Annotated in this window: 11 protein-coding genes; 2 read left to right on the top strand and 9 right to left on the bottom strand. The window is 67.0% G+C overall.

Features of this window, described 5'->3' with window-relative positions; genetic code table 11:
• Both AC1D01_RS08155 and AC1D01_RS08160 read left to right on the top strand, forming a co-directional pair.
• The coding region (locus tag AC1D01_RS08155; RefSeq protein WP_477865553.1) for a DUF2069 domain-containing protein at nucleotides 1-260 on the top strand (260 nt) is incomplete at its 5' end.
• On the top strand, nucleotides 257-1,663 hold the full coding sequence (locus AC1D01_RS08160) for an FAD-binding oxidoreductase (RefSeq protein WP_477865554.1): 1,407 nt from the start codon (nucleotides 257-259) through the stop codon (nucleotides 1,661-1,663). The genes AC1D01_RS08155 and AC1D01_RS08160, both read left to right, overlap by 4 nt.
• 206 nt (nucleotides 1,664-1,869) lie before the next feature.
• Here the strand turns inward: AC1D01_RS08160 and AC1D01_RS08165 are convergent, their stop codons facing one another.
• From AC1D01_RS08165 to AC1D01_RS08205, 9 genes are all read right to left on the bottom strand, one after another.
• Entirely contained in the window at nucleotides 1,870-2,328 is a 459-nt protein-coding gene (locus tag AC1D01_RS08165) for a DUF1178 family protein (RefSeq protein ID WP_477865555.1), read from the bottom strand.
• 172 nt (nucleotides 2,329-2,500) lie between these two features.
• Complete coding sequence (gene nuoN, locus AC1D01_RS08170; protein ID WP_477865560.1) at nucleotides 2,501-3,985, bottom strand: NADH-quinone oxidoreductase subunit NuoN; 1,485 nt, start codon at nucleotides 3,983-3,985, stop codon at nucleotides 2,501-2,503.
• A 13-nt stretch (nucleotides 3,986-3,998) separates the two neighbouring features.
• Nucleotides 3,999-5,474: an NADH-quinone oxidoreductase subunit M gene (locus tag AC1D01_RS08175; protein WP_047502905.1), complete on the bottom strand. Its 1,476-nt coding sequence runs from the start codon at nucleotides 5,472-5,474 to the stop codon at nucleotides 3,999-4,001.
• A gap of 23 nt (nucleotides 5,475-5,497) precedes the next feature.
• Entirely contained in the window at nucleotides 5,498-7,555 is a 2,058-nt protein-coding gene (gene nuoL, locus AC1D01_RS08180; RefSeq protein ID WP_477865556.1) for an NADH-quinone oxidoreductase subunit L, read from the bottom strand.
• Between the two features lie 7 nt (nucleotides 7,556-7,562).
• The gene (gene nuoK, locus AC1D01_RS08185; RefSeq protein WP_047594472.1) at nucleotides 7,563-7,889 is read right to left on the bottom strand and encodes an NADH-quinone oxidoreductase subunit NuoK; all 327 of its coding nucleotides are present in this window, start codon (nucleotides 7,887-7,889) and stop codon (nucleotides 7,563-7,565) included.
• Nucleotides 7,886-8,533 (bottom strand): NADH-quinone oxidoreductase subunit J, encoded by a 648-nt coding sequence (locus AC1D01_RS08190; protein ID WP_477865557.1) that lies wholly within the window; start codon nucleotides 8,531-8,533, stop codon nucleotides 7,886-7,888. Before AC1D01_RS08190 ends, nuoK begins: the two co-directional genes overlap by 4 nt.
• 40 nt (nucleotides 8,534-8,573) lie before the next feature.
• Nucleotides 8,574-9,071: an NADH-quinone oxidoreductase subunit NuoI gene (nuoI, locus tag AC1D01_RS08195; RefSeq protein WP_073467678.1), complete on the bottom strand. Its 498-nt coding sequence runs from the start codon at nucleotides 9,069-9,071 to the stop codon at nucleotides 8,574-8,576.
• A gap of 12 nt (nucleotides 9,072-9,083) precedes the next feature.
• The gene (gene nuoH, locus AC1D01_RS08200; RefSeq protein WP_477865558.1) at nucleotides 9,084-10,148 is read right to left on the bottom strand and encodes an NADH-quinone oxidoreductase subunit NuoH; all 1,065 of its coding nucleotides are present in this window, start codon (nucleotides 10,146-10,148) and stop codon (nucleotides 9,084-9,086) included.
• Nucleotides 10,149-10,160: 12 nt separating this feature from the next.
• Nucleotides 10,161-11,772, bottom strand: a 1,612-nt coding sequence (locus tag AC1D01_RS08205) for a molybdopterin-dependent oxidoreductase (RefSeq protein ID WP_477865559.1), incomplete at its 5' end; no start/stop codon positions are given.

The following is an 11,772-nucleotide window of genomic DNA, read 5'->3' on the forward strand; positions in this document are numbered from 1 at the left end:
CCCTGAAGGTGCTGCCGCTCGCCTTCGCGCTGGCCGGGCTGCTGCGCCACCGCATGTACACCTACCGCTGGGTCAGCCTGCTGGTGTGGCTCTATTTCATCGAAGGCGTGGTGCGCGCCGGCAGCGACCGCGGAGCCGGCGCGGTGCTCGGCCTCGTCGAGGTGCTGCTGTGCGTGGTGCTGTTCGCCGCCTGCGGGCTGCATGTGCGCTGGCGGCTCGGGCATGCCGCCCCCGCCGGATCCGCGAAGGAGGCCGCATGAAGCCGCTGCTGCTCGAATCGCTGCGTGCGATCGTCGGCCCGGCCAATGTGCTGACCGACGGCGACCTGGCCGGCTACGAGCAGGACTGGCGCAAGCGCTACCGCGGCCGCGCGCTGGCCGTCGTGCGGCCGGGCTCGACCGACGAGGTGGCCCAGGTGGTCGCCGTCTGCGCGCGGCACGACACGGCCCTCGTGCCGCAGGGCGGCAACACCGGGCTGGTCGGCGGCGGCGTGCCGGACGACAGCGGCACCCAGGTGCTGCTGACGCTGTCGCGCATGGACCGGGTGCGCAGCATCGATGCGGCCAACCTGACGATGACGGTCGAGGCCGGCTGCGTGCTGCAGTCGGTGCAGGAGGCGGCTGCGGCCGAGGGCCTGCTGTTCCCGCTCAGCCTCGCCGCCGAGGGCAGCTGCACGATCGGCGGCAACCTCGCGACCAATGCCGGCGGCACGCAGGTGCTGCGCTACGGCAATGCGCGCGAGCTGTGCCTGGGGCTCGAGGTCGTCACCGCGCAGGGCGAGGTGTGGCACGGGCTGTCCGGCCTGCGCAAGGACAACACCGGCTACGACCTGCGCGATCTCTTCATCGGCAGCGAGGGCACGCTCGGCATCATCACCGCGGCCACGCTGAAGCTCTACCCGCAGCCCGCGGCGACGCTGACGGCACTGGCCGCGCTGCCGGACCTGCCGTCCGCCGTCGCGCTGCTGCAGCTCGCGCAGGCGCGGCTGGGCGCAGGGCTCACCGGGTTCGAGCTGATGGGCGAGTTCGCACTCGGGCTGGTGCGCCGCCACTACCCGCAACTGCGCCAGCCCTTGCCGCCGTCGCCGTGGACGGTGCTGCTGGAGCAGTCCGACACCGAGGGCGAGGCGCACGCCCGGGCGCTGTTCGAGGGCCTGCTGGAAACCGCGCTGGAGCGTGGGCTGATCACCGATGCCGCGGTGGCCGAGAGCATCGAGCAATCGAACGGCCTGTGGCACCTGCGCGAGTCGATCCCGCTGGCGCAGTCGGAGGAAGGCCTGAACATCAAGCACGACATCTCGCTGCCGGTGTCGCGCATCGTCGACTTCGTCGCCGCCACCGATGCGGCCTTGCGCGCCGCGTTGCCGGGGGTTCGGCTGGTCAACTTCGGCCACCTGGGCGACGGCAACCTGCACTACAACGTGCAGGCGCCCGAAGGCGGCGATGCGAAGCAGTTCCTGCAGCAGCACGAGGCGGCGGTCAACACCATCGTCTACGACGCGGTGGGAGCGTGTGGCGGGTCGATCTCGGCGGAGCACGGGATCGGTGCGTTGAAGCGCGACGAGCTGGCCATGCGCAAGTCGCCGGTGGCGCTGGGGATGATGCGCAGCATCAAGAAGGCGCTGGATCCGAACGGCCTGATGAATCCCGGAAGGGTCGTGTAGCCCGGATGGGAATCCGGGTCCGCATCCGCGCGAAAAGGCGCGTGCGGGGAGGCTGTGGCTCGCCGGCCGGTGCGGTCGACTGTGACAAGCGAACAAATGAGGGTTGATTCCCGGGTTGGCACCCGGGCTACAAGTCGTGCTTGTATTCGGCACGCATCGAGCTRCTGGCTCGGCAAAGGCGCAAGCAGATCGCCCAACGGCTACTGCTACTGCAACGTGCCTTTCGCAGCCGCTGGCAACGGCAGCGACATCACGTCGATGCCCTCCTCGGCCAGCGCCTGCGCATCCTCGCGCGTCGCGCGGCCACGGATCGCGCGCTCTTCGGCTTCTCCGTAGTGGATGCGCCGGGCCTCTTCGGCAAAGCGCTCGCCCACATCGWCGGTGTTCGCCATCACGTGCTGCACCGCCTTCAKCCACATCGCCTGCATCGTCATTGCCTCCGGCGTGGCCGGCACCGGATGCTCGGCCTGCGGCGCAGGTGCCTTCGGCTCACGCGCACCCGACACGTTCAGGCGCGGCGCGCTCGGCAGCCGGGTGACGGTCTTGTCGCCGCACAGCGGGCATTCGACCAGCCCGCCGTCGAACTGCGACTGGAAATCGGCTTCCGAGCCGAACCAGCCTTCGAAGCGGTGGTCGTGCGCGCAGCACAGGTTGAGCACTTTCATGCCCGCATTATCAGCAGACGCCGGGAAGGAAGGGATCGTTTGCAAGATGCCCTGTCCGACAGCACGCCAATTCCGCAACGATCCAGCGGCCCCCGTGGAACCGGCTCCGCCGGGCCACTGGGGGCGCCCCCTCGAGGGGGAGGCGCGCAGCGCCTCGGGGGTGGGTCATCCTCTAGGTGGACAGAGCCTTCAGGATGGCCTGCGAGCACAGCGCCATCAGGCCACCGGGCAGGATCCCGAAGAACAGCACGGCCGCGCCGTTCAGCGACAACACCACCCGCACGTCGTTCGGGGCGACCACCGGATGCGTGTCGACCGGGTCCTCGAAGTACATCACCTTCACCAGGCGCAGGTAGTAGAACGCGCCCACCAGCGACAGCATCACCGCCAGCACCGCGACGCCGATGTAGAACGGCACGTTGGTCGTGACCAGCGCCTGCAGCACCGCGAGCTTGGCGTAGAAGCCCACCGTCGGCGGGATGCCGGCCAACGAGAACATGAAGATCGCCATCACGCCGGCGAACCACGGGTTGCGCTTGCCCAGGCCCTTCAGGTCGTCGATGTTCTCCGACTCGAAGCCCTGGCGCGACAGCAGCATGATCACGCCGAAGGTGCCGAGCGTCGTGAAGACGTAGGTGACCATGTAGAACAGCGCCGAGCTGTAGCCGTTCGAGGCCGACAGCGTGTTGCCGGTGATCACCGTGGTCGTGAAGCCGAGCAGCACGAAGCCGATCTGCGCGATCGTCGAGTACGCGAGCATCCGCTTCAGGTTGCTCTGCGCGATGGCGGCGAGGTTGCCGAGGAACATCGACGCGATCGCCAGCACCATCATCATCTGCTGCCAGTCGCCGGCCACGCCCGACAGGCCTTCCACCAGCAGGCGGAAGGTCATCGCGAAGGCCGCGAGCTTCGGCGCACCGGCGATCAGCAGCGTGACCGCGGTCGGCGCACCGTGGTAGACGTCGGGCAGCCACATGTGGAACGGCACGGCGCCGASCTTGAACGCGAGGCCGGCGACGATGAACACCACGCCGAACACCAGCACGGTCGGGTTGATCTGGCCGGTGGCGATCGCGTTGAAGACCGTCGGGATGTCGAGCGAGCCGGTCGCGCCGTACATCATCGACAGGCCGTACAGCAGGAAGCCGCTGGCCAGCGCGCCGAGCACGAAGTACTTCATCGCGGCTTCGGTCGACTGGGCATGGTCGCGGCGCATCGCGGTCAGCGCGTACAGCGACAGCGACATCAGCTCCAGGCCGAGGTAGACCACCAGGAAGTTGTTCGCCGCCAGCATCACCGAGATGCCGAGCATCGAGAACAGCGACAGCGTGAACAGCTCGCCCTTCAGCATGTCGCGGCTCTCGGCATACGGGCGGGCATAGACCAGCGTCACCATCACCGCCAGCGACGCGAAGAAGCCCAGCAGGTGGCCGAGCGGGTCGGTGACCATCATGCGCTGCATGCCGTAGACGGTGAAGCCGGCATCGAAGTACGCCAGGTGCATGACACCGACGACGGCGAGCGTCGCCTGCGTCAGCCAGTAGGTGGGCGTGCGCTTCGGGTCGGTGACCCACAGGTCGACCATCGCGACCACGCAGGCCATCACGAGCAGCACCAGTTCCGGGTAGACGGCCAGCCAGTTCATGTCTTTGATCATCATTGCCGCCGCTTCAATTCAGTTTCGAGACGGCCACGTGCTTCAGCAGCTCGGTGACGCTGACGTGCATGGTGTCGGTAAAGGGCTTCGGGTACACGCCCATCCACAGCACGGCCACGGCCAGCAGGGCGAGCATCAGGAATTCGCGGGCGTTGATGTCTTCGAGCGCACGCACGTCTTCATTCGCCACCGGGCCGAAGTAGACCCGCTTGACCATCCACAGCGTGTAGGCCGCGCCGAACACCAGCGTGGTGGCGGCCAGCGCGCCGAGCCAGAAGTTGGCCTTCACGGCACCGAGGATCACCATCCACTCGCCGACGAAGCCGCCGGTGCCCGGCAGGCCGCAGTTGGCCATCGCGAACAGCACCGCGAACGTGGCGAACTTCGGCATCGTGTTGACGACGCCGCCGTAGCTCGAGATCTCGCGCGAATGCACGCGGTCGTAGAGCACGCCGATGCACAGGAACATGGCCCCCGACACGAAACCGTGCGAGATCATCTGCACCAGCGCGCCGGACACACCCAGTTCGCTGAAGATGAAGAAGCCGAGCGTCGCGAAGCCCATGTGGGCGATCGACGAATAGGCCACCAGCTTCTTCATGTCCTGCTGCACCAGCGCGACCAGCCCGATGTAGACCACGGCGATCAGCGACAGCGCGATGATGAACCAGTCGTACGCATGGCTCGCGTCGGGCGCGATCGGCATCGAGAAGCGCAGGAAGCCGTAGGCGCCGAGCTTCAGCATGATGGCCGCCAGCACCACCGAGCCGCCGGTCGGCGCCTCGACGTGGGCATCGGGCAGCCAGGTGTGCACCGGCCACATCGGCACCTTGACCGCGAAGGCCGCGAAGAACGCGAAGAACAGCAGCGTCTGCGTGTTCATGTTGAGCGGCAGCTTGTGCCACGCGAGGATCTCGAAGCTGCCGCCCGACTTGAAGTACAGGAAGATCAGCGCGATCAGCATCAGCAGCGAGCCGGCCAGCGTGTACAGGAAGAACTTGAACGCGGCGTACACCCGGCGCGGGCCGCCCCACACGCCGATGATGATGTACATCGGGATCAGCGTGGCCTCGAAGAACACGTAGAACAGCAGGCCGTCGAGCGCGCTGAACACGCCGACCATGATCCCCGACAGGATCAGGAACGCGCCCATGTACTGGTTGACGCGCTCGGTGATCACCTGCCACGCGGCGATCACGACGATGATCGTGATGAAGGCGGTCAGCAGCACGAACCACACCGAGATGCCGTCGACCCCCAGGTGGTAGTGCACGTTCAGGCGCTCGATCCAGTCCAGGTTCTCCTGGAACTGCATCGCGGCGGTGCCGGCATCGAAGCCGGTGATCAGCGGAATCGTGACCGCGAAGCTCGCGATCGCGGCGACCAGCGCGATCCAGCGCACCGCATCGGCATGCTCGTCGCGGCCGACCAGCAGCAGGACGACGCCCGCGACGATCGGCAGCCAGATGGCAAGGCTCAACAAACCCATGTTCTTGTTCTCCGGTGCCGCTTTTACTTGCCGAACAGGCTGCCGGCCGCGCTCATCAGCGGGCTCCACAGCTGCCAGGTCATCAGGAGGATCACGCCGAGGATCATCACCAGCGCATACCAGTAGAGGTAGCCGGTCTGCACGACGCGCACCACCGAGGCCAGCGCACCGATCGCACGCGCCGAGCCGTTGATCAGCACGCCGTCGATGATGCCGACGTCGCCGCCCTTCCACAGCCCGCGGCCCAGCAGGCGCGCGCCGGCCGACAGCACGTTCTCGTTGAACCAGTCGAAGAAGTAGCGGTTCTCGAGCACGGTGTAGACGAAGCCGAACTTCGACTTGATCCACGCCGGGATGGCCGGCTTGACCATGTAGAACACGTAGGCGGTGACGACGCCGGCCAGCGCCAGCCAGAACGGCAGCGACGTGAGCCCGTGCAGCGCCATCGCGACGGCGCCGTGGAACTCGTTCTTCATTTCTTCCATCGCCGGATGCTTTTCCGGGTTGACGAAGATCGAGTCCTCGAAGAAGCCGCCGTACAGCATGCCCTGGATCGTCATGAAGCCGATCACGACCGACGGTATCGCCAGCAGCAGCAGCGGCGCGGTGACGACCCACGGCGACTCGTGCGGCACGTGCGGTTCGTGGTGGCCGTGCTCGTCGTGCCCGTGCTCGTCATCGTGATGATCATGCTCACCCGGGAACGGCTTGTGGCGGAAGTTCTCCTTGCCGTGGAAGACCAGGAAGTACATCCGGAACGAATAGAAGGCCGTCACGAACACGCCGACGATCACCGCGAAATACGCGAAGCCGGCGCCCGGCAGGTGGCTCGCATGCACCGCCTCGATGATGCTGTCCTTCGAGTAGAAGCCCGAGAACAGCGGCGTGCCGATCAGCGCGAGCGAGCCCAGCAGCGACGTGATCCACGTGATCGGCATGTACTTGCGCAGGCCGCCCATGTTGCGGATGTCCTGGTCGTGGTGCATGCCGATGATCACCGAGCCGGCGCCGAGGAACAGCAGCGCCTTGAAGAACGCGTGCGTCATCAGGTGGAACACCGCGACCGAGTAGGCCGAGGCGCCCAGCGCCACCGTCATGTAGCCGAGTTGCGACAGCGTCGAGTACGCGACGACGCGCTTGATGTCGTTCTGGATGATGCCCAGGAACCCCATGAACAGCGCGGTGATCGCGCCGATCACCAGCACGAAGCTGAGCGCCACGTCGGACAGCTCGAACAGCGGCGACATGCGCGCCACCATGAAGATGCCGGCCGTCACCATCGTCGCCGCGTGGATCAGCGCGGAGATCGGCGTCGGGCCTTCCATCGAGTCGGGCAGCCACACGTGCAGCGGCACCTGCGCGCTCTTGCCCATCGCACCGATGAACAGGCAGATGCAGGCCACCGTCAGCAGCATCCACTCGGTGCCGGGGAACACGGCCTTGGCCAGCTCGGGCGCCTTCGCGAAGATCTCGCTGTAGTTCAGCGTGTTGCCGAAGGCCAGCAGCAGGCCGATGCCGAGGATGAAGCCGAAGTCGCCGACCCGGTTCACCAGGAAGGCCTTCATGTTCGCGAACACCGCCGTCGGCCGCGTGAACCAGAAGCCGATCAGCAGGTACGACACCAGGCCCACCGCCTCCCAGCCGAAGAACAGCTGCAGCATGTTGTTGCTCATCACGAGCATCAGCATCGAGAAGGTGAACAGCGAGATGTACGAGAAGAAGCGCTGGTAGCCCGGGTCTTCTTCCATGTAGCCGATGGTGTAGATGTGCACCATCAGCGACACGAAGGTCACGACGCACATCATCATCGCGGTCAGGCCGTCGACCAGGAAGCCGATCTCCATCTTCAGCGAGCCGAGCGTCATCCACTCGTAGATGGTGGCGTTGAAGCGCGCGCCGTCGACGGCCACCGCCTTCAGCGTCATCGCCGAGATGATGAAGGCGATCAGCACGCCAAGGATGGTCACGGTGTGCGCGCCGCGGCGGCCCACCTGCTTGCCGAAGAGCCCGGCGACCACGGCGCCGACCAGCGGCGCCAGCGGCACCGCGAGCAGCATGTTCTGGGAGAGTGTTGCGGACATGTGGTGCTCAGCCCTTCAGGGAGTCGAGCTCGTCGACGTTGATCGTGGCGCGGTTGCGGAACAGCACGACCAGGATCGCCAGGCCGATCGCCGATTCGGCGGCCGCGACGGTCAGGATGAAGAACACGAACACCTGCCCCGCCATGTCGCCCAGGAAGTGCGAGAACGCGACGAAGTTCAGGTTGACCGCCAGCAGCATCAGCTCGATGGCCATCAGCAGCACGATCAGGTTCTTGCGATTCAGGAAGATGCCGATCACCGACAGCGCGAACAGGATCGCGCCCAGCGTCAGGTAGTGGCCCAGCGTGACCGGGCCGAGGGCGAATGCGTTCATGGCTTGACCTCTCCAGCGGTGGGCGCAGCAGGCGGTGCGGGCGGCGCTTCGACCTCGGCGGCCATCTTGACGATGCGCACGCGGTCGGCCTTCTTCGCGCGGACCTGTTGCGACGCATCCATCGCCTTCGAATCCTTGCGCTGGCGCAGCGTCAGCGCGATCGCCGCGACGATCGCGACCAGCAGCAGCACGGCCGCGATCTGCAGCGGGTACAGGTAGTGCGTGTAGATCTGGATGCCCAGCAGCTTGGTGTTGCCCAGCTGCAGGGCGACCGGGTCGGCCGCCGGCGCGGTGCGCACGTCGAAGCCGGGGATCAGCACCGCGGCCATTTCCAGCACGATGATCACGCCGACCAGCGCCGCGACGGGGAAGTGCGTCCAGAAGCCCTGGCGCAGCGAGTCGACGTTGATGTCGAGCATCATCACGACGAACAGGAACAGCACCATCACGGCGCCGACGTAGACGAGCACCAGCGAGATCGCGAGGAACTCGGCGTGCAGCAGCATCCAGACGCAGGAGGCCGAGAAGAACGCGAGCACCAGGAACAGCGCGGCATGCACCGGGCTGCGCGCGGTGATGACGCGGAACGAAGCTCCCAGCAGCACGGCCGAGAAGATGTAGAAGAGCGCGGTCGGAATGTCCATATTCTTGTCGAGCACCGTGCCGACCGTCCTCGCGGGACGGTCAGCGATAGCGGGCGTCTGCCTCCTTGTTGGCGGCGATCTCGGCTTCATAACGGTCACCGACGGCCAGCAGCATGTCCTTCGTGAAGTACAGGTCGCCGCGCTTCTCGCCGTGGTATTCGAAGATGTGTGTCTCGACGATCGAGTCGACCGGGCAGCTCTCTTCGCAGAAGCCGCAGAAGATGCACTTGGTCAGGTCGATGTCGTAGCGCGTCGTGCGGCGCGAGCCGTCGTCGCGCACCTCGGACTCGATCGTGATCGCCATCGCCGGGCACACCGCTTCGCACAGCTTGCAGGCGATGCAGCGCTCTTCGCCGTTGTCGTAGCGGCGCAGCGCGTGCAGCCCGCGGAAGCGCGGCGAGGCCGGCGTCTTCTCCTCGGGGAACTGCACCGTGATGTGCGGCGACAGGAAGTGCCGGCCGGTCAGGGCCAGGCCCTTGAACAGCTCGGTGAGCATGAAGCTCGAGAACAGATCCTTGATGGAAGCCACTGCAGACATGGTCTTCTCTCCTTACTTCCAGAGACTCAGGGGAGACTGCAGCCACAGCCCGACGACCACCAGCCACACCAGCGTGACGGGGATGAATATCTTCCAGCCCAGTCGCATGATCTGGTCATAGCGGTAGCGCGGGAAGGTGGCGCGCACCCACAGGAACATGGTGACGACGACGAAGGTCTTGAGACCCAGCCAGATCCAGCCCGGGATCCAGGTGAACGGCGCGAAGTCGAGCGGCGACAGCCAGCCGCCGAGGAACATCGTCACGCACAGGATCGACACCAGGATCATGTTGGCGTATTCGGCGAGGAAGAACATCGCGAACGACATGCCCGAGTACTCGACCATGTGGCCGGCCACGATCTCCGATTCGCCTTCGACGACGTCGAACGGGTGGCGGTTGGTCTCCGCCAGGCCCGAGATGAAATAGACGACGAAGATCGGCAGCAGCGGCAGCCAGTTCCACGAGAAGACCGTGAAGCCGTGGCTCGCGCCGAAGCCCTTGCCCTGGCCGAGCACGATGTCGGTCATGTTGAGGCTGCCGCTCACCATCAGCACGACGACCAGCGCGAAGCCCATCGCGATCTCGTAGCTGACCATCTGCGCCGAGGCGCGCAGCGCGCCGAGGAAGGCGTACTTCGAGTTCGACGCCCAGCCGGCGATGATCACGCCGTAGACCTCCATCGAGGTGATCGCCATCAGGAACAGCAGGCCGGCGTTGATGTTGGCGAGCGCCACGTCGGGGCCGAACGGGATGACGGCCCACGCGGCCAGCGCCGGCATGATCGTCAGCACCGGGCCGATCAGGAACAGCGGGCGGTTCGCCGCGGTCGGCAGGATGATCTCCTTGAAGATCAGCTTGACCGCATCGGCGATCGGCGTCAGCAGGCCCCACGGGCCGACGCGGTTCGGGCCCGGGCGGATCTGCGTCCAGCCGATGGCCTTGCGCTCCCACAGCGTCAGGTAGGCGACGCAGCCGAGCAGCGGCAGGATCACGACGATGATCTTGATCAGCGTCCAGACCACCGGCCAGGCCGCGCCCAGGTACTGGGTGCCGTAGAGGTTGAAGGTATCGATCATGGTGTGGGGGGCTCAGGCCTTCTCGATCGACAGCGGGCCGAACATCGCGCCGAGCGCGGCGGTCAGCGCATGGCCGGCGGGAACGCGGACGGTGTTGGCGGCCAGGCTCGCATCCAGGCGCGCCGGCAGCGTGATCGCCGCCCCGCCCTGCGAGACGCGCACGGTGTCGCCCTCCTTCAGGCCGAGCTGCGACCACTGCGCACTGCCCAGCGACGCGACCGGCGGGCGGGCGTCTGCCGTCAGCTGCAGCGACGTGGCGCGGCGCACCAGGCTGTCGGCCGCGTAGATCGGCACGTCGGCGATGCGCTCCAGGCCACCGGCCGGGGCCGACAGCTTGACCGGCTGCGAACTCGCCTGCACGCCAACATTCGTCAGCCTCGCGGCGATCGTGCTCACGTCGCCCAGCGCCTCGGCCCGCACCTCGTCGGAAGTTTCCTGGTCGAAGCCCTTCAGGCCCAGCACGTTGCCCAGCACGCGCAGCACCTTCCACGCGGGGCGGGTGTCGCCGAGCGGCTTCACGACGCCGTGGAAGCCCTGCACGCGGCCTTCGGCATTGACGAAGGTGCCCGAGGTCTCGGTGAACGGCGCGATCGGCAGCAGCACATCGGCCACGTCGAGCGCGGCATCCTTGAACGAGGTCAGCGCCACCACCATGTCGGCGGACTGCAGCGCGGTCTTCGCGGCCAGCGGGTTGGCGACGTCGAACTCGGGCTCGACGTTCAGCAGCAGGCAGGCGCGCAGCGAACCGCCGAGCATCTCGCCGGCGTTCAGCCCGCCGTTGCCCGGCAGCGCGTTGACGAGCTGCGCACCGACGGTGTTGGCGGCCTCTGTGAGATAGCCGACGCTCGCGCCGGTCTGCGCGCCGATCCAGTTCGCGAGCGACAGCAGCTCGGCGGCCTGCGGGTGTTGCGCGGCGGCATTGCCCAGCAGCACGGCCTTGCGCTCGCCGCTCAGCAGCGAGGCGGCCACGGCATTCGCCGCGTCGTCAGCAGTCACTTGCACCGGTGCCGCGACGCCCTTGGCCGCGCCCACGGCAGCCGCGATGCCGGCCAGCGCCGCCACCCAGCCGCTCGGCGCCACCGCCTGCTGGCTCGCCATCGGCATCAGCCAGTCATCGGCCAGCGCGTTCAGGCTGTGCACCTTGGCGCCCTTGCGGGCGGCCTGGCGGATGCGCTGCGCGAACAGCGGGTGATCCTTGCGCAGGAACGAGCCGACGACCAGCACGCGCTGCAGCGTCGACAGCGACGCGACGGTCGTGCCCAGCCACTGGACGCCTTCGGTCGGGCGGAAATCGGCATGCCGGGTGCGGAAGTCGATGTTCTCGCTGCCCAGGCCGCGCACCAGCTTCGCGAGCAGGTGCAACTCTTCGACGGTGGCGTGCGCCGAGCCGACCGCGCCGATGCTCTTCGCACCGTGGTCGGCCTTGATCTGCGACAGGCCCTTGGCCACGTACTCGAGCGCGGTGGTCCAGTCGACGGTCTTCCACTCGCCGCCCTGCTTGATCATCGGCGCGGTCAGGCGCTGGTCGCTGTTGACGGCTTCGTACGAGAAGCGGTCGCGATCGGCCAGCCAGCATTCGTTGACGTCGTCGTTCTCGAGCGGCACGACGCGCATCACCTTGTTG

The organism is Rhizobacter sp. P3_B12 (assembly GCF_056402895.1).

Bases quoted from the DNA above. Each gene is read 5' to 3' on its own strand.
- AC1D01_RS08160 (WP_477865554.1), top strand. From the start codon at position 257: ATGAAGCCGCTGCTGCTCGAATCGCTGCGTGCGATCGTCGGCCCGGCC.
- AC1D01_RS08175 (WP_047502905.1), bottom strand. From the start codon at position 5,474: ATGGGTTTGTTGAGCCTTGCCATCTGGCTGCCGATCGTCGCGGGCGTC.
- nuoL (WP_477865556.1), bottom strand. From the start codon at position 7,555: ATGTCCGCAACACTCTCCCAGAACATGCTGCTCGCGGTGCCGCTGGCG.
- nuoK (WP_047594472.1), bottom strand. From the start codon at position 7,889: ATGAACGCATTCGCCCTCGGCCCGGTCACGCTGGGCCACTACCTGACG.
- AC1D01_RS08190 (WP_477865557.1), bottom strand. From the start codon at position 8,533: ATGGACATTCCGACCGCGCTCTTCTACATCTTCTCGGCCGTGCTGCTG.
- nuoI (WP_073467678.1), bottom strand. From the start codon at position 9,071: ATGTCTGCAGTGGCTTCCATCAAGGATCTGTTCTCGAGCTTCATGCTC.
- nuoH (WP_477865558.1), bottom strand. From the start codon at position 10,148: ATGATCGATACCTTCAACCTCTACGGCACCCAGTACCTGGGCGCGGCC.